This window comes from Rhodosalinus sp. K401, assembly GCF_041365735.1.
GTDB lineage: Bacteria > Pseudomonadota > Alphaproteobacteria > Rhodobacterales > Rhodobacteraceae > Rhodosalinus.
The window spans coordinates 163755-180548 of the sequence record NZ_JBGFSI010000001.1; the positions used below are offsets into that span (position 1 = coordinate 163755).

Consider the following 16794-nt stretch of genomic DNA (forward strand, 5'->3'; position numbering starts at 1 on the left):
GGCTTGCCGGACCCGCGGGGGCGCGGGCGCGGCGTGTTCGGGTGGCGGTGATCTCGCGCAGAAAGCTTGAGACCGCCCTGCCTCACCGCACGCAGGCAACGGGGCTTCTGGGGGCGGGGGTGCGCCTCGCCGCCGTCCGCGCGGTCAACCTCGGCGCCGGGATCGCGCTGACCGTGCTGCTCGCCGGGGCGCTCGGGGCGGATGGCTACGGGCAATATCTCTTCGCGCTGGCGCTTGCGCAGATCCTCGCGATGCCGGTGCTTGCAGGGCTGCCCACTCTGGTCGTTCGCGAAACGGCGGTCGCGCGCGCAACAAACGACCGGGCCACGCTGCGGGGGCTGCGCCGCTGGGCATTCGGCCTCGTCGCCGGGACGAGCGGGTTGCTCGGGCTCGCGGCGCTCGGCTGGGCCCTCGTCGCGGCCCCCACCGGTGGCGGCGCGGGCGTGGCGCTTCTGGCCGTGCCGCTCGTCGCGGGCCTCGGATTTCTTCGCGTCGCGGCGTCCCTTCTGCAAGGTCACGAGAAACCCTTCGCGGGCGCTCTGCCCGACGGCGCGCTCCGCCCGCTTCTTCTTCTGGCTTTCGTCGCGCTGGCGCTGGCCGCCGGGGGCCTTTCGCCTGCGGGCGCCATGGCGCTTCACGCGGGTGCGGTGGCCGGGGCGCTTGCGTGGACGCTCCTTGCGATGGCGCGCCTTGCGCCGGCGCCGGCCACTGCTCACCCCCGTTACGCCGCCCGCGCCTGGCTGCGAAGTCTCCTGCCGCTCTCGCTCATCACCGCCGCGGCCCTCGTCAACGCCCGGCTCGATCTCTTGATGCTGGGTGTTCTGGAGGGGCCCGAAAGCGTCGCCGTCTACGGGATCGCGGCGCAGATCGCGGGCACGGCGCTCATCGGCCGGCAGATCGTGGCGACGGTGCTGCAACCGCGCCTCGCCCGGCTCTGGGCGGCGGGGGCGCGGGACGAACTGCAGGCCCTCGCGACCCGCGCGGCGCGGCTCGCCGCCCTGTCGGTCGCCGGCGCCGCGCTTGCTGTGGCCCTCGCCGGTCCGCCGGCGATCGAGGCGCTGGTCGGCCCCGCCTTCGCCACGGCGGCGCCGCTTGCGGTCTTCCTCTGCGTCGGCCTGCTGGTCGTCGCCGCCACGGGGCCGGCCGACGCGCTTCTGAACATGGCCGGGCACGAGATGGCGACGGTGAAGGCGGTGGCGGCCGGCGCGGCGCTCAACGCGGCGCTCAACGCGGTCCTCATTCCCGCCTTCGCCACGCCGGGCGCGGCGGCCGCCTCTGTCGTCTCGCTCGCGCTCGCGCATCTGCTTCTCGCCCGCGCGGCCGCCCACCGCCTCGGCATCCGGACATGGGCGCGATGAACGACGCCTCCGCCCGGCACGCCGCAGCCCGGCTTCGGGCCGCCTATCTCGGAGCGCTACTCGCGCTCTGGCCGCTCTCGGGCCTCTGGATCGGGCTCTCCGCCCTGACGCTTCCGCCGGGCGCGGCGGGCACGGTCAACGGCACGCTGCCGGTCCTCTTCATCCTCATCCTCGCCGGTCTCGTCCGCCAGGTCGCCCGCACCATGCCGGAGGCGGTCTGGTCCGCCGCGTTCTGGTTTCCGGCGCAGGCGGCGGTCTTCTCGGGCTTCGGCCCGCTGGTGGAGGTCTACGGAACCGCCTCCACGCGCGCCGCGCTCGCCGCGCATCCGCTGGCGCTCTCGCCCGAACGGCTGCTCGAGGCGAGCGCCCTGGCCGCCGTCGGGGTCACGCTGGTCCTGTCGGGCCTGTGGCTGCACATGATCGCCGCGCCGCGCGACTGGGCGCGCGGCCGCACGCGCGCGCGGGGAACGGTGGACGCCCTCCGCCTCGGGCTCGCTTTCGTGATCGCGGGCGGCGCGCTCAAGTATCTTCTGATCAACCCGGGGCAATGGGGGCTGACCGGTCGCGTGGTGCCAGGCGCGGTCAGCAATCTCGGCGCGCTGACCGATGTCGGGTTCGCCCTTCTCGCCTTCGCCGCCGCCGCGGGGCATCGTGGCGCGCGGGCCGCGTTCCGGGCGCTCTGGCCTTTGCACCTCGCCCTTTCGGCGCTGTCCTTTGCAAAGCTCGACATCATGCTCGCCCTGGTGCTGCCGGCGATCGGTGCGTTCCTCGCCCACCGCAAGCCCGGGCGGCTGGTGATCTCGCTCGCGCTCGCCGGCGCGCTTTACACGGCCGCGCAGCCCTACGTGCATCACGGGCGCGCGGCCGTGGCGGACGCCACGGGAACGCTCAACGGCGCGGGCTACGCCGCGCGGGCGGGCATCGCGCGGGACTATCTGCGCGACCCTGGCGCCGGGGCGGCGGCCGCCGGGGCGAGCGGCCGGCAGGGCTGGTGGACACGCCTCAGTTTCGCAGGCCCCCAGGCCTTCGCCATCGAGGCCCAGGCACGCGGCCTGTCCTATCTGCCGCTGGCCGATGCGTGGGTCTATCTGGTGCCGCGGGTCCTCTGGCCGGGAAAACCGGTCCTTCCCGGCCCCGGTCTCGAGGTCCACCGGCTGGTCACGGGCGCGCCGGATGCCGAGAGTTTCCTGGCGCTCTCGATCTACGGCGATCTCTACTGGCAGTTCGGCTGGGCCGGGCTCTGGCTCGGCTGTCCCCTTGTCGGATGGCTCTTCGCCATGATGTCCACGCACGCGATAGGGGCGGTCAGAGCGCGCGCCTTCATCATGCTGCCCGCGGTTCTGCTCGCGCTCGAGATGGCGATCCTCGGGCCGAACCGCTTCGTGGTGACCGGCATCCTGGGTCCGCTCCCGATCTACCTCGCCTATATCGGCGCGGCGGGGGCGCTGGGCTGGCTCGCCCGGTGGCTCGGCCACGGCCCGGCGCCTATCAGCCTTGCCCGCCGGCGGCGCGCTCAGGGCTGGTAGTAGGCGCGCCCATAAGCGGCATAGGCGCCCGACCTGCCCGCATGGCCGAGACGCCGCATTCCGGCCGGATCGACCCGGCTCAGCACCATCCCCCGCGGCGCGGCGCGCACCAGGTCGAGTTGCCGCAGCCCCTCGTCGAGCTGCTCGCGCGTGGTGCGGTTCCAGCGCACGACGTAAACCACCGCATCCGCCAGCGGCGCCACCAGCCGCGCATCGGGCACGGCAAGCACGGGCGGCGTGTCGATGATGACGTGATCGTATCGCGTCCGGGCCGCCTCGATCAGCCGGGCGAAGCCCGGCGCGGCCAGCAGGTCGGCCGCGTCGCCGGTGCGGGGGCCGGCGGGCAGCACGTCGGCACCCAGCGCGGGGTTGGGCCGCGCCGCTTCCTCCAGGCTCGCGAAGCCGGTCATCACCGCGCCAAGCCCCGCACCGCCCGCGCCGCCCAGATACTGGCCAAGCACGCGGCGGCGAAGGTCACCCTCGACCAGAAGGACCCTGCGGCCCAGCCGCGCGAGGTCGTGGGCGAGCGCGACGGCGATCGTGCTCTTGCCCTCTCCGGGGACCGAGGACAGCAGCGCCACGACGCGGGGCGGGCGCACCGGATCGGAGAACAGAAGCGAGGTGCGCAGGCTGCGCACCGCCTCGGCGCCCGGAGAGGCGGTCTTTGCCTCGAGATAGGACAGCAGCCGCGCCCGCCGGCGCACGGGCAGGCAAGGGACTTCGCCGAGGACGGGCGCGCCCGCCGCGCGCCCGAGCTCCTCCGCGGTGCGAAAGCCCTCGCGCGCGGCGTCCCGTGCAAGGACGAGCGCCCCGCCGGCGACAAGGCCCGCCAGACCGGCCAGTGCCAGAACGACAGCCATCCGGGGCGCGACCTGCTCCGCGCCTTCGGCAAGCGCGACGATCCGGCTGTCGGGACGCTGCAGGCCGCGCTGCACCGTGGTTTCCTTGAGCCGGGCGAGAAAGCTTTCGTAAAGCACCCGTGTCGCGTCGAGGTCGCGCGCCATCTGCTCCGCGCGCACGCGATCGGCCGCCTGGCCTTCGCTGCGCTCGGTCAGGCGCGCCTCGGCCTCGGCGAACCGCGCCGCCGTCGCGCGGGCCTGCGCGGCCTCGGCCTCCGCCGCCTCGGCAAGACGCGCGGCGCGCGCGCGGACCGCGTCCTCCGAGGCGCCCTCCTGGCGCATTTGTGCCAAGGCACCGGTCTCGGGCGCCTCCGCGCCCTGGGTCACGGCGCGCAGCGACGCCGCACGGGCCGTCGCCTGCGCCGCGGCCGCCGCGGCCTCGGCCCGCGTCCGGCGGTGCTCGGCCAGCTGGAACGACACCGCCTCGAGCGCCGCGGGCCCGCCAGAGACGTCGCGGTCCGCACCCAACCGCGTCAGCTCGGCCTCCTGCGCGCGAAGCTCCGCATCGAGTTCCCGCACCCGTCGCGACAGCCAGTCCGCAGCCTCGTCCGTGGCGCGCAGCTTCTGCTCCACTTGCCGCGACAGGTGCAATTCGGCCAGAGTGTTGACCATCCGCACGGATTTCGCGGCATCCCTCGTCGTCGCGGACAGGGTGAAGACGTAGCTCCGCGGCTGGCCCGCGACGGTGAGAGCGGCGCCTGCCGCCTCCACCACGCGGCGGCGCGTCTCGCCCTCGCCCGGCGGCGGCGGCACGCGCCCGAGGCGGTCGCGCAGGGCGTCGAACATGCGCGTCGGCCACCAGCCGGGGGCGGGGCGCAGGTCCGCGTTGAACTCGGGGTCGCCGGAAAGCCCCAGGTCCGCGACAAGCCGGCCGATCAGCGCGGGAGAGCGGATCGCCTCGAGTTCGGTGTTTATCGCCGCGGTTCCCACGGGAAGCCCGCCCACCACCTGTTCCAGGTCGACCACGCGCGCGCCCTGCACGTCGAGCGCGAGCGTGGCCGTGGCGCGGTAACGCGGCTCGGCCAGGTAGCCGAGATAGGCCGCCCCGAGTGCCAGCGCGAGGAGCGTCGTCGCCGCCATCGTCCGCCGCCCGCGCCAGAGCGCGCCCAGACGGTCGGACAGGCCGGGCTCGTCCGGTTCCGGCGCAGCCGCCGGCAGCGTGATGGGGCGCTGGCCCGAGCGGACGAACTGAAGCTCCTGCACCGGGCGCGCCCTCAGATGCCGCGCGCACGGAGCACGACGAGAAGCGTGCGCCAGACGATCCACGCCTCGAGCCGCCAGCCCGCCTCGGCGATGTAACGCAGGTCGGCCTCGACCTTGCGACGTACCGCCTCCGGCGTTTCGGCGTAGCCCTCGACCACCTGGGCGAGACCGCTGATGCCCGGCAGCACCGCATGGCGCGCGCGATAGCCGGGAACCGAGAACAGGTGGCGCCGCGCGTGATCCAGCATGTCGGGACGGGGGCCGATCAGGCTCATCTCGCCCCGCAGCACGTTCACGACCTGCGGCAGCTCATCGAGACGGGTGCGCCGCAGCAGACCGCCAAGCGGCGTGATGCGATGCCGTTCGGCCGTGGCCAGCGCACCCGCGAAGGCGTCCGGCCCGGGCCGCATGGTGCGGAACTTGTAGACACGAAACGGCCGGCAATGGCGTCCCAGCCGTTCCTGCGCGAAAACGAGCGGCCCGCGGTTCAGGACCAGGTTCAGGCAAAGCAGCAGGGCCGCCACGGTGACCAGAACCGGTAGCAGCATCACGGAAAGCACCAGATCGAAGGCGCGCTTTGCCCTGCGGAACGTCGCCCCGGAAGATCCGGACGGCGCAACGCTCACCGCCGTGTCGCAGCCTCGATCCGCCCGCACCCGGTCGGCGTGAAGATATTGTATTGGCAGCATCGCGGCGCTCCGGTACCATCGGCGGTCTCTCCGGTGCATTAGGGTGCGGTTAACCCTAACAAATCGTTAATCGCACCGGTGCAGCCGCGATCCCCGTTTCGCGTGCGCGTCTCCCGGCCTAGGGTGACGGGCGATTCCCTTTTCGGCCAAGGCGCGGATCACCCCATGCCCTATGTCACGCTCATCCTCGCGGTGCTGGCCGAAACCATCGGCACCACGGCGCTCCAGGCGAGCCAGCAGTTCACGCGGCTGGTGCCCTCGGTCATCGTGGTCGTGGCCTACGCCACGTCCTTTTTCCTGCTTGCCCAGGCGCTCAGGTTCTTTCCGGTGGGGATCGCCTACGCGATGTGGTCCGGCCTCGGCATCGTCTTCATCGCGCTGATCGGGCTTGCGCTTTTCGGGCAGCGGCTCGACTGGCCCGCCGTGGCCGGGATCGCCCTCATCCTCGCGGGGATCCTGGTGATCAACCTCTTTTCCGACACCGGGCCGCACTAGGGGCTGGCCTTTCCGGGCCCGCGCCCCTATCAGGCCCCGACAACAACTTCCGGACCTCCCCGACATGGACATTCGCAACATCGCGATCATCGCGCATGTGGACCACGGCAAGACCACGCTCGTGGACGCGCTCCTGCGCCAGTCCGGCACGTTCCGCGAGAACCAGGCCGTGGCCGAGCGCGCGCTCGATTCCAACGATCTCGAGCGCGAGCGCGGCATCACCATCCTGGCCAAGGCGACCTCGGTCGACTGGAAGGGCACGCGCATCAACATCGTCGACACGCCCGGCCACGCCGATTTCGGCGGCGAGGTGGAACGCATCCTGTCCATGGTCGACGGCGTGGTGCTCCTGGTGGACGCGGCCGAGGGACCGATGCCGCAAACGAAGTTCGTGACCTCGAAGGCGCTCGCGCTGGGGCTGCGGCCGATCGTCGTGCTCAACAAGGTGGACAAGCCCGCGGCGGAACCCGACCGCGCGCTCGACGAGGTGTTCGATCTTTTCGCCAATCTGGGCGCCGACGACGACCAGCTCGATTTCCCGCATCTCTACGCCTCGGGCATCGCGGGCTGGGCCGACACCGAGCTCGACGGTCCGCGCAAGGATCTGTCCGCGCTTTTCGCGCTGATCGTCAACCACGTGCCGAAGCCGCGCCAGCTGCACCGCGAGGGCGAGGATTTCCGCATGCTCGCCACAACGCTCGGCGCCGATCCCTTCCTGGGCCGCATCCTGACGGGCCGGGTCGAATCCGGCCGGATCAAGGCGGGCGCGACGGTTCAGGCGATCAGCCGCATGGGCCAGAAGATCGAGCAGTTCCGCGTCTCGAAGATCATGGCCTTCCGCGGCCTCTCCCAGCAGGAAATCCCCGAGGCCGTGGCCGGCGACATCGTCACGCTCTCGGGCATGTCGAAGGCGACCGTCTCGGACACGATCTGCGCGCTCGCGGTCGAGGAGCCGCTGCCCGCCCAGCCGATCGACCCGCCCACGATCTCGGTCACCTTCGGGATCAACGACAGCCCGCTCGCCGGGCGCGACGGCAAGAAGGTGCAGTCCCGCGTGATCCGCGAGCGGCTGATGCGGGAAGCCGAATCGAACGTGGCGATCCGGGTGAGCGACACGCCGGGCGGCGAGGCTTTCGAGGTCGCCGGCCGGGGCGAGCTTCAGATGGGCGTCCTGATCGAGAACATGCGCCGGGAGGGGTTCGAGCTCTCGATCTCGCGCCCCCGGGTGCTGATGCGCGAGGAGGACGACACGACGCTCGAGCCCATCGAGGAAGTCACCATCGACGTGGACGACGAGTATTCCGGCGCGGTGATCGAGAAGGTGACCGGCCCTCGCAAGGGCGAGATGGTGGAGATGCGCCCCGCGGGCGCGGGAAAGACGCGGATCGTCGCCCATGTCCCCTCGCGCGGGCTCATCGGCTATCACGGCGAGTTCCTGACCGACACCCGCGGCACCGGCGTCCTGAACCGCGTGTTTCACGGCTGGGCGCCGCACAAGGGGCCGATACCCGGCCGCAGGGCGGGCGTGCTGATCTCGATGGAGGACGGCGAGGCGGTGGCCTACGCTCTCTGGAACCTCGAGGAGCGCGGGCGGCTTTTCATCGGCCCGCAGGAGCGCGTCTACCAGGGCATGATCATCGGCGAGCATTCGCGCGAGAACGATCTCGAGGTGAACCCGCTCAAGGGCAAGAAGCTCACCAACGTCCGGGCGAGCGGCTCGGACGACGCGGTGCGGCTCACGCCGGCCACGCGGCTGACGCTCGAGGAGGCCATCGCCTACATCGACGACGACGAACTCGTCGAGGTGACGCCGAACGCGATCCGCCTGCGCAAGCGCCACCTCGACCCGCATGAGCGCAAGCGCGCCGCCAAGACCACCTGAGGCTTGCCGGGCGGGCGCAGGACGGCCTAGCCTTGCCCATGGGACCGCGCCCGACCCTCGCCGCGCTCGCGATGGCGTTCCTCCTCGCCCCTGCCCCGCTGGCGGGCGGCACCATTATTTGCCCGAGCGGTGCCTTCACCGTGGCGAGCCCGGACGCCACGCTGAACGAACACATCTGCCGCGTGGCGGAGGCGGGCGCGGAGCAACTCGAAGCTTGCGGCCTGCCGATCCGGGCGCCGCTCGTGATCCTCGCGGTGCCGGAGATCGCGCATGGCGACGTTTCGTGCCTCGGCGCATATGATTGCGACCGGCTGGAACTCCGCCTCGTGACGCCGGCGGCGCTCGACGCCGCCCTCGCGCCGGACAGCGTGCTGCGCGACATCCCGCGCGAGGCGCTCTTCGACAGCCTCGTGGTGCATGAACTCGCCCACGCCGCGCTCGCCCAGCAGCCCTGCGCTGCGCCGCCCTGCCTCGCCGAACACGAATACGTCGCCTACACGATGCAGATGCAGGCCCTCGCGCCCGAGCACCGCGCTATCGTTACCGGCGCGGCGCGCGGGCTGGACCGCGTGACCGAAGAGCGGCTGAACGAGTTCATCGCCGTCGCCGCGCCGGACACCTTCGCCGCCTGGGCGTGGACGCATTTCTCGCGGCCGGAGAACGGCTGCGGCTTCGTTGCGCGGCTCATCTCCGGAGAGGCGCAGCTCGGGCTCGACGCCTACTGAACGCCCCGTCTCAGGGCGCGATCAGGATGCGGTCGGCGACGCGCAGGCCGTCCTCGCCGCGCTGCACCACCACGATCTCGCCCGAGCCGGGCGCGACGCCGGTGAGCGCGCGGATGTTCACGTAATGCGTCACGAGCATCGCCCGCTCGCCTTGGGGGAGCGCGTCGAGGAGCGCCCGCGTGGCCGCCGTCTGCGCGGCGGTATCGCCGCGTCCGCCGAAGAAGGAATTGAGCGGCGGGCGCTCCGCCAACGTGCCGAGTTCCAGAAGCTCCGCGGTCTCGCGGCAGCGGCACCACTGGCTGGTCCAGACGTGGTCGAAGACGATGCCCGCCTCGCGCAGCGCCGCGCCGATTCGGCGGGCCTGCGCGCGGCCGTCCTCCGAGAGATTGCGCTGGGTCGCGCAGTCCCCGAGCGTGAAGCCTGCCGGGTCGCCCGTTCCCGGCGCGAGCGCGTGCCGCATGAGCGCGACCGCCCCCGGCGCCTTCAGTGCGGAAAGATCCTGCGCGGCCACGGAGAGCGGCAGACAGATGACCAGCACGGCGGCGATCAAGCGGCGCATCGGGACCCTCCCTTCGCTATCGAGACCTTAGGACTGGGCGGCCGACCGTCCAGCGGGCGCGCTACCCGGTGGTCTCGACGATGAGAAGCTCGCGCTCCGAGGCGCCGCGGGCGTGGCTCAGCGCCTCCTGGTACTCGGGAGAATGGTAGCACGCCTCGGCCGCCTCGACGGAGGGGAACTTCGCCACGACGTTGCGCGGCCGTTCCTGGCCCTCGAGCTGCACATAGCGCCCGCCGCGGGCGATGAACTGCCCGCCATGCTTGGCGATGGCGGGGCCGGCGAGTTCGGCGTATTTCCCGTACCCCTCGGGGTCGGTGACGGTTACATGGGCGATCCAGAGCGCGGGCATGGCTGTCATTCCACTTCTTCGGCGGGCGCGCCCGCGATCACGGTTTCGGCGGCCTTGATCGCCGCATCGGCGTTCGCGGGATCCTTGCCCCCGCCCTGGGCCATGTCGGGCCGGCCGCCGCCACCCTTGCCGCCAAGCTCGGAGACGGCCGCCTTCACGATCTCGACCGCCGAGAGCCGGTCCGTCAGATCGTCGGTCACCCCCGCCGCCACCGCCGCCTTGCCGCCGGTATCCGCGATGAGCAGCACCGCGCCAGATCCGAGCCGTGCCTTCATCTCGTCGATGAGCGGTGGAAGATCCTTGCCCGAGACGCCCGAGAGCACCTGCGAGACGAACGACACGCCCTGCACGTCCTTGGGCGCGGGCTGCCCCCCCCCCTGCCCGGCCCCGCCCGCCATGGCGAGATCGCGGCGAAGCTGCGCCACCTCGTTCGAAAGCTCCCTGAGCTTGGCCTGATCGGCCCGGACGCGCTCTACCAGGTGCTCGGGCGTGGTGCGCAGTTCGGCCACCGCGTCCTCGACGAGCTTGCGCAGCCGCGCGACATGGGCGCGCGCGGCCTCGCCGGTGAGCGCCTCGACCCGGCGCACGCCTGCGCTCGAGGCGCTGTCGCCCAGAAGCACGAATTCCCCGATGTCGCCCGTGCGCCGGACATGGGTGCCGCCGCAAAGCTCGATGGAATAGGTCCGCCCGTCCCCGCCCTTGCCGGAGCCCGGCTGCATACCCATCGACACCACCCGCACCTCGTCGCCGTATTTCTCGCCGAAAAGCGCCTGTGCGCCGATGGCGCGGGCGTCGTCCGGGGTCATGATGCGCGTCTCGACCGGCGCGTTCTGCCGGATGTAGGCGTTCACCTCTTCCTCGACGCGGGCGACCTCCGCCTCGGTGAGCGGCTTGGCGTGGGAAAAGTCGAACCGCAGCCGGTCCGGCGCGTTGAGCGAGCCCCGCTGCGCCACGTGATCCCCGAGCGCCTCGCGAAGCGCCTCGTGCAGAAGGTGCGTGGCCGAATGGTTGGCGCGGATCGCGGTGCGGCGGTCGTGATCGACCTCGAGCCGGGCGGGCTGCCCGGGCTCCAGTACACCCTCCTCGACCTCGGCGAAGTGGATGAAGACCCCGGCCACCTTCTTCGTGTCGGTCACGCGCGCCGTGGCCGCGTCGGTGGCGATGACGCCGGTGTCGCCCACCTGGCCCCCGGACTCGGCGTAGAACGGGGTCTGGTTCAGCACGATCTGCACCGCCTGGCCAGGATGCGCCTGCGCCACCTCGCGCCCGTCCTGCACCAGCGCGAGCAGCTGGGCCTCGGCGGTCTCGGTGTCGTAGCCCAGGAAATCGGTGGCGCCGTGGGTCTCGGCGAGATCGTACCAGATCGCGGCGTCCTTCGCCTCTCCAGAGCCCGACCAGGCCGCGCGGGCCTTTGCCTTCTGTTCGGCCATGGCGGTCTCGAAACCCTCGGCATCCACCGCGCGGCCCTTCTCGCGCAGCGCATCCTGGGTCAGATCGAGCGGGAAGCCATAGGTGTCGTAAAGCCGAAACGCCGTGCGGCCCGGCAGCGACGCGCCGTCGGGCAGCTCCGCAAGCTCCTCCTCCAGAAGCTTCAGCCCCCGGTCGAGCGTCTGCTGGAAGCGCGTCTCCTCGAGCTTCAGCGTCTCCTCGATGAGCGCCTGCGCGCGGCCGAGCTCGGGATAGGCCGCGCCCATCTTGGCGACGAGCGCGGGCACCAGCCGGTGCATCAGAGGCTCCTTCACGCCCAGGAGATGGGCGTGGCGCATCGCCCGGCGCATGATCCGGCGGAGCACGTAGCCGCGCCCGTCATTCGAAGGCATCACCCCGTCCGCGATCAGGAAGGAGGTGGAGCGCAGATGGTCCGCGATCACCCTGTGATGGGTGCGCCCCGGCCCGTCGGGATCGGTGTTCGACGCGTTGGCCGAGGCCTCGATCAGGCTGCGCATGAGGTCGGTGGCGTAATTGTCGTTGGTGCCCTGCAGGAGCGCCGCCACCCGCTCGATCCCCATGCCGGTGTCGATCGACTGCGCCGAAAGCTCGCGCCGCGTGCCGTCCTCGAACTGCTCGTACTGCATGAAGACGAGGTTCCAGATCTCGACGAAGCGGTCGCCATCCTCCTCCGGGCTGCCCGGGGGACCGCCCCAGTACTGCTCGCCGTGGTCGAAGAAGATCTCCGAGCAGGGGCCGCAGGGGCCGGTGGCCCCCATCATCCAGAAATTGTCATCGGTGGCGATACGCAGGATGCGATCGTCGGGCAGGCCCGCGACCTTCTTCCACAGATCGGCCGCCTCGTCGTCCGTGTGATAGACGGTAACGAGCAGCCTGTCCTTCGGGATGCCGAGTTCCTTCGTGACCATCTCCCAAGCGAAGGGGATCGCCTGCTCCTTGAAGTAGTCGCCGAAGGAGAAGTTGCCGAGCATCTCGAAGAAGGTGTGGTGCCGCGCGGTGTATCCGACATTGTCGAGGTCGTTGTGCTTACCCCCCGCGCGCACGCATTTCTGCGCCGTGGCCGCACGGGTGTAATCGCGGTGCTCGAGCCCCGTGAACAGGTTCTTGAACTGCACCATCCCCGAATTCGCGAACATCAGCGTGGGGTCGTTGCGCGGCACCAGCGGGCTCGACGGCACGATCTCGTGACCCTGCCGCTTGAAATAGTCGAGGAAGGTGGTGCGGATATCGTTGAGGCTTTGCATCGGGCGGGCGGTCTTCCGGACGGTTGATGGCATCCCCGACGGCTCGGGCGCGGCGCTGCGGCACGGGGCCCTGCCGGGTTCCGGAACCTCTATCCCCGTGCCGCGGCGCTGTCCATGCGAAAGGGGTCGGCCGCAGCGCCGCGCCGACCGCTTTCCGGGTCCGGAGGGAAGGCCCTCAGCCTTCCATCACCTCGCCGTCGCCGTCGCCGCCCTCGGCCATATGGAAATCGAGCCCGTGGGCGGCGCGGATCTTGTCCTCGATCTCGAGCGCGACGGCCGTGTTCTCTTTCAGATAGGTCTTGGCGTTCTCGCGGCCCTGGCCGATACGCTCGTCGCCGTAGCTGAACCAGCTGCCGGATTTCTCCACCACCCCGGCCTTCACGCCGAGATCGAGAAGCTCTCCGGTCTTGGAGATGCCCTCGCCGTACATGATGTCGAACTCCACCTGCTTGAACGGCGGCGCGACCTTGTTCTTGACCACTTTCACGCGCGTGGCGTTGCCCACGACCTCGTCGCGGTCCTTGATCGAGCCGATCCGGCGGATGTCCAGGCGGACGGAGGAGTAGAACTTCAGCGCGTTGCCGCCCGTCGTCGTCTCGGGGGAGCCGAACATCACGCCGATCTTCATGCGGATCTGGTTGATGAAGATCACCATGCATTTCGACCGCGAGATGGAGCCGGTCAGCTTGCGCATGGCCTGGCTCATGAGGCGGGCCTGCACGCCCACGGACGAATCGCCCATGTCGCCCTCGAGTTCGCTCTTGGGCGTGAGGGCGGCCACCGAATCGACCACCACCATGCTGACGGCGCCGGAGCGTACCAGCGTATCGGTGATCTCGAGCGCCTGCTCGCCGGTGTCGGGCTGGCTGATCAGCAACTCGTCGAGGTCGACGCCGAGCTTGCGGGCATATTGCGGATCGAGCGCGTGTTCCGCGTCCACGAAGGCGCAGACGCCGCCCGTCTTCTGTTCCTCTGCGACGCAATGCAGCGTCAGCGTCGTCTTGCCGGAGCTTTCCGGGCCGTAGATCTCGATGATGCGCCCCTTGGGCAGGCCGCCGATCCCGAGCGCGATGTCGAGCCCGAGCGATCCGGTCGAGGTGGCCTCGATATCCTTCACCGGGTTGTCGGCGCCGAGCTTCATGATCGAGCCCTTGCCGAACTGGCGCTCGATCTGGGCGAGCGCGCTGTCGAGCGCCTTCTGCTTGTCCGCGCTTTTCTTGCTGTCCATGGAGAGAAGGTCTGCCGTTGCCATTGGGTTTCGTCCTTATTTCACACGCCGCGCCGAGCGGCAATGATTGCCTTTGTTCACTTTGTGTTCTTGCTTCCCTTGTGAGACCAAAAAGCGAACATTTCAAGTAAAATCCCTCTTGCCCGTACTTTCCCGCACAACGGTTAAGAAGTAGTTTAACCGTGCAGGTCACGGGAGGTCGGACGCGCGCCATGCTGGTTTTCGCGAAGCAGGGACTGGTGTTTCTCGCCGTGCCCAAGACCGGTACGACCGCCTACGCGGAGGCCCTCGCCCCCCATGCGAGCCTCGTTGTGCGCGACCCGCCCGAGCTCAAGCACGCGCCGATCTGGCGCTACAACCGCTTCTTCAGGCCGATGCTGGAAAAGTTCGCGGGCGAGATGGAGACCATCGCGGTCGTGCGCGAACCGGAAAGCTGGCTCGGGAGCTGGTATCGCTACCGGCGGCGGCCCTTCACGCGGGGCAAGCCCGTCTCCACCGAACGGCTCGGCTTCGACGCGTTCGTCCAGGGCTACCTTTCGGAGCCGCAGCCCGCCTGGGCGCGGGTCGGCAGCCAGTCGGCATTTCTCGCGCCGCGGCGCAATGGCACGGCAGCCGATCATGTCTTTCGCTACGAGGCGCCCGGATCGCTGCTGGATTTCCTCGAGGCGCGCTTGGGCGTCCGGCCGGCGCCGGCCCGGCGCAATGTGTCGCCCGAGGCGCCGCTCGAGCTTGCGCCAACAACGCGCGCGGCGTTGCGGGAGGTCTGCGCGGAGGATTACGCGCTTTGGGAGGGAAGCCGGTGAGTGCCCGGAAACGGTGGCCGCCCCGGGTCAGTGCAGCTGGCGCTGCACGGTTTCGGTAAGCTCATCGAGCGAGAAAGGCTTCGGGAGAAACACCGCGTTCGGGATGTCTGTGCTCTCGCGACCGAAGCTTTCCTCGGCGTAGCCCGAAACGAACACCACCCGAATGCCGGGATGATCGCGCAGCGCCTCGCGCACCCAGCTCGGCCCGTCGCGTCCCGGCATCACCACGTCGGTCACGAAGACATCGACGTCGAGGTCGCTCCCGCGCAGCGTTTCGAGCGCCTCCTCCGCCGATCCGGCCTCCAGCACAGTATGTCCCCGCAGCCTGAGCGCACGCGACGCGAAGGCACGCACGGGCACCTCGTCCTCGACCAGCAGCACGACCGCCTCGCGGTGTGCCAGGGCGCGCCCGGCCTCGGGCGCGGCGCCGTCCCGCGGGCTGGCCTCGGCCGCATCGGCCGGGGCGGGAAAAAGCAGCGTGAACGTCGCACCCTCCCCGGGGCCGCTGTCCACGAAGACGAAGCCGCCGGTCTGCTTGACGATGCCGTAGACCGTGGAAAGGCCGAGCCCCGTGCCCTCCCCGGTCCGCTTGGTGGTGTAGAAGGGCTCGAACACCTTGCCGATCTTGTCCGGCGGGATGCCGACGCCCTCATCCGTGACCCTGACCGCGACGTAATCACCCGGCGGCACCTCGGCGCGGTCGCGCCGCCAGGGGTCGGCGAGGTGGAGGCGCTGCGTTTCGATCCGGATCTCCCCGCCACGCGGCATGGCATCGCGCGCGTTCACAACGAGGTTCATCAGCACCTGCTCGAGCTGGCGCTTGTCGGCGCGGATGGGCGGCAGATCGGGATCATGCACCAGCGTGAGCGACACGCGTTCGCCCACCAGTCGGTTCAGCAGATGGGTAAGATCCGCCAGCGTGTCGCGCAGGTCGAGCCGTTCCGGCCGAAGCGTCTGCTTGCGCGAGAAGGCGAGAAGCTGACCCACCAGCGCCGCGGCGCGGTTCGCGTTCTGGTGGATCTGGACAAGATCCCCGTAGTCGGGATCGCCCTGGTCGCGGCGCAGCAACAACAGATCGCAGTGCCCCGAGATCGCGGTCAGCAGATTGTTGAAGTCGTGCGCCACCCCGCCGGCGAGCTGCCCGATCGCCTGCATCTTCTGGCTTTGCACGAACTGCGCCTCCAGCGATTTGAGCTCCGTCGCGTCGTGCAGGACAGCCAGCAGCGCGGACGCCCCGCGTTCCGTGATCGCGCTCAGCGTGACCTGCACGAACACCTCCTGGTCGCGCCGCGTCAGCCGCAGGAATTCCGAGCGCACCACGCCCCTCACCGCTTCCTCCAGCCAGGTGTCCAGGGGGCGGCCCAGCCCCTCCATCAGGTCGGCGAGCCGCGTGCCGGGCTCGGGGTCGCTGCCCAGAAGCCTTTGCGCATCGCCGTTGGCGGCGAGAACCCGCCCGTCGGCGCCAAGCTTCAGCAGCGCGACGGGCAGCCTGTCGATCGTCTCCCGGTCGGAGGCCGGCACGGGGTCCGTCCGCGCGGGTGCGGGAAACAGATAGAGATCGCGGCGGCCGCCACCGCCCTCGCCCTCGGCCACGAGGCAATCCAGGGAGCCCTCGGCGGCAGCGACCCGGGCCACCTCTCCCGACACGGGCGGCGCGTCGAAGATCTGGCTCAGCGATTTCACCCGCGCGCCGAGCAGACGCCGCGCCGCGTCGTTCATGAACAGGATCGCGCCGCCGCGCCCGGCGGTGAGCCGCGGAATGCCGAGCGTGTCGCCGCCGCCCGCCGCGGCGGCGCGGTCCCCGAAACTTTCGACCCGCCACAGCAGCGCCCCCGGGCCGATCCGTTGCGCCGAGAGCCGCAGATTGCCCTTGCGGGTCACCACGTCCTCGCGCGCAGCACCCGCAGCCTGCGCCTTGAGCGACAGCCGGCCGAGCACGGCCGAGGGGCTGGCCAGCGTGCTGCGGAGCGCACCCGCCAGCGTCTCGTGCGCCTCTGCGTTGTAGAGACGTTCCGCCGCGGCATTCCACAGGCAGAGCGCCCCGGCCTCGTCGGACAGAAGGCACGGCACCGCGTCGTGCCGGACGAACTCCGCGATCGCGGCGAAGTTGCGGCGCCGGCGGCGCGCCGACCAGGTTTCCGCCGCGCGGATGATCGCCGACAGCACCAGAAGCGTCGCCCCCGCTGCGAAGGCCCCGGCGGCGAAGGCGGGCGACGGGGCCATCGCGCCCGCGGCGACCATCAAGATGCCGATGAGCGGGAGCAGCCAGAAGCGGCGCGACATCTGCCAGTCGGCACGCGGAGACGTCGCGAGAGAGAGCATCGTTTCGGACACCGGGTCGGGGCACCTTTTCGATTCGAGCCACGGGCATTACGTCCGGCGATG

Annotated in this window: 13 protein-coding genes; 6 read left to right on the top strand and 7 right to left on the bottom strand. The window is 70.8% G+C overall.

Annotation, left to right across the window (positions count from 1 at the left end; all coding sequences use genetic code 11):
* The first annotated feature begins 41 nt into the window (after window positions 1–41).
* The gene (locus AB6A66_RS00805; protein WP_371054401.1) at window positions 42–1358 is read left to right on the top strand and encodes a lipopolysaccharide biosynthesis protein; all 1317 of its coding nucleotides are present in this window, start codon (window positions 42–44) and stop codon (window positions 1356–1358) included.
* On the top strand, window positions 1355–2884 hold the full coding sequence (locus tag AB6A66_RS00810; protein WP_371054402.1) for a hypothetical protein: 1530 nt from the start codon (window positions 1355–1357) through the stop codon (window positions 2882–2884). The genes AB6A66_RS00805 and AB6A66_RS00810 overlap by 4 nt, the downstream gene beginning before the upstream one ends.
* Here the strand turns inward: AB6A66_RS00810 and AB6A66_RS00815 are convergent.
* Together AB6A66_RS00815 and AB6A66_RS00820 are read right to left on the bottom strand one after the other, a co-directional pair.
* Entirely contained in the window at window positions 2872–4986 is a 2115-nt protein-coding gene (locus AB6A66_RS00815; RefSeq protein ID WP_371037715.1) for a Wzz/FepE/Etk N-terminal domain-containing protein, read from the bottom strand. The genes AB6A66_RS00810 and AB6A66_RS00815 overlap by 13 nt on opposite strands.
* Before the next feature lie 11 nt (window positions 4987–4997).
* On the bottom strand, window positions 4998–5675 hold the full coding sequence (locus AB6A66_RS00820) for a sugar transferase (RefSeq protein WP_371037716.1): 678 nt from the start codon (window positions 5673–5675) through the stop codon (window positions 4998–5000).
* 165 nt (window positions 5676–5840) lie between these two features.
* Here AB6A66_RS00820 and AB6A66_RS00825 point away from each other — a divergent pair, with 165 nt between their 5' ends.
* The 3 genes from AB6A66_RS00825 (at window position 5841) to AB6A66_RS00835 (ending at window position 8777) form a co-directional block, all read left to right on the top strand.
* Window positions 5841–6170, top strand: a complete 330-nt coding sequence (locus AB6A66_RS00825) for an SMR family transporter (RefSeq protein ID WP_371037717.1) — start codon at window positions 5841–5843, stop codon at window positions 6168–6170.
* 64 nt (window positions 6171–6234) lie between these two features.
* Window positions 6235–8052 carry a translational GTPase TypA gene (gene typA, locus AB6A66_RS00830; RefSeq protein WP_371054403.1) on the top strand — a complete coding sequence of 606 codons (1818 nt, stop codon included), beginning with the start codon at window positions 6235–6237 and terminating at the stop codon, window positions 8050–8052.
* Between the two features lie 38 nt (window positions 8053–8090).
* Window positions 8091–8777, top strand: a complete 687-nt coding sequence (locus AB6A66_RS00835) for a DUF6639 family protein (RefSeq protein ID WP_371054655.1) — start codon at window positions 8091–8093, stop codon at window positions 8775–8777.
* Between the two features lie 10 nt (window positions 8778–8787).
* Here AB6A66_RS00835 and AB6A66_RS00840 read toward each other — a convergent pair whose 3' ends face one another.
* The 4 genes from AB6A66_RS00840 to recA form a co-directional block, all read right to left on the bottom strand.
* Window positions 8788–9336 carry a histidine phosphatase family protein gene (locus AB6A66_RS00840; RefSeq protein ID WP_371054404.1) on the bottom strand — a complete coding sequence of 183 codons (549 nt, stop codon included), beginning with the start codon at window positions 9334–9336 and terminating at the stop codon, window positions 8788–8790.
* A 61-nt stretch (window positions 9337–9397) separates the two neighbouring features.
* Entirely contained in the window at window positions 9398–9685 is a 288-nt protein-coding gene (locus AB6A66_RS00845) for a DUF1330 domain-containing protein (RefSeq protein WP_371037975.1), read from the bottom strand.
* 5 nt (window positions 9686–9690) lie between these two features.
* The gene (gene alaS, locus AB6A66_RS00850; RefSeq protein ID WP_371054405.1) at window positions 9691–12378 is read right to left on the bottom strand and encodes an alanine--tRNA ligase; all 2688 of its coding nucleotides are present in this window, start codon (window positions 12376–12378) and stop codon (window positions 9691–9693) included.
* 175 nt (window positions 12379–12553) lie between these two features.
* A complete protein-coding gene (gene recA / locus AB6A66_RS00855) occupies window positions 12554–13630 on the bottom strand; it encodes a recombinase RecA (protein ID WP_371054406.1) in 1077 nt (358 codons plus the stop codon).
* Between the two features lie 188 nt (window positions 13631–13818).
* Between recA and AB6A66_RS00860 the strand changes: the two genes are divergently transcribed.
* A complete protein-coding gene (locus AB6A66_RS00860; RefSeq protein WP_371037723.1) occupies window positions 13819–14409 on the top strand; it encodes a gamma-glutamyl kinase in 591 nt (196 codons plus the stop codon).
* Window positions 14410–14436: 27 nt separating this feature from the next.
* Here AB6A66_RS00860 and AB6A66_RS00865 read toward each other — a convergent pair whose 3' ends face one another.
* Entirely contained in the window at window positions 14437–16743 is a 2307-nt protein-coding gene (locus tag AB6A66_RS00865) for an ATP-binding protein (RefSeq protein ID WP_371054408.1), read from the bottom strand.
* Window positions 16744–16794 lie beyond the last annotated feature (51 nt).

What these genes read in the sequence shown, in the direction of transcription:
- AB6A66_RS00860 (WP_371037723.1), top strand. Translation starts at nt 13,819, where the DNA reads ATGCTGGTTTTCGCGAAGCAGGGACTGGTGTTTCTCGCCGTGCCCAAG.
- AB6A66_RS00835 (WP_371054655.1), top strand. Translation starts at nt 8,091, where the DNA reads ATGGGACCGCGCCCGACCCTCGCCGCGCTCGCGATGGCGTTCCTCCTC.
- alaS (WP_371054405.1), bottom strand. Translation starts at nt 12,378, where the DNA reads ATGCAAAGCCTCAACGATATCCGCACCACCTTCCTCGACTATTTCAAG.
- typA (WP_371054403.1), top strand. Translation starts at nt 6,235, where the DNA reads ATGGACATTCGCAACATCGCGATCATCGCGCATGTGGACCACGGCAAG.
- AB6A66_RS00845 (WP_371037975.1), bottom strand. Translation starts at nt 9,685, where the DNA reads ATGCCCGCGCTCTGGATCGCCCATGTAACCGTCACCGACCCCGAGGGG.
- recA (WP_371054406.1), bottom strand. Translation starts at nt 13,630, where the DNA reads ATGGCAACGGCAGACCTTCTCTCCATGGACAGCAAGAAAAGCGCGGAC.
- AB6A66_RS00840 (WP_371054404.1), bottom strand. Translation starts at nt 9,336, where the DNA reads ATGCGCCGCTTGATCGCCGCCGTGCTGGTCATCTGTCTGCCGCTCTCC.
- AB6A66_RS00810 (WP_371054402.1), top strand. Translation starts at nt 1,355, where the DNA reads ATGAACGACGCCTCCGCCCGGCACGCCGCAGCCCGGCTTCGGGCCGCC.
- AB6A66_RS00825 (WP_371037717.1), top strand. Translation starts at nt 5,841, where the DNA reads ATGCCCTATGTCACGCTCATCCTCGCGGTGCTGGCCGAAACCATCGGC.
- AB6A66_RS00820 (WP_371037716.1), bottom strand. Translation starts at nt 5,675, where the DNA reads ATGCTGCCAATACAATATCTTCACGCCGACCGGGTGCGGGCGGATCGA.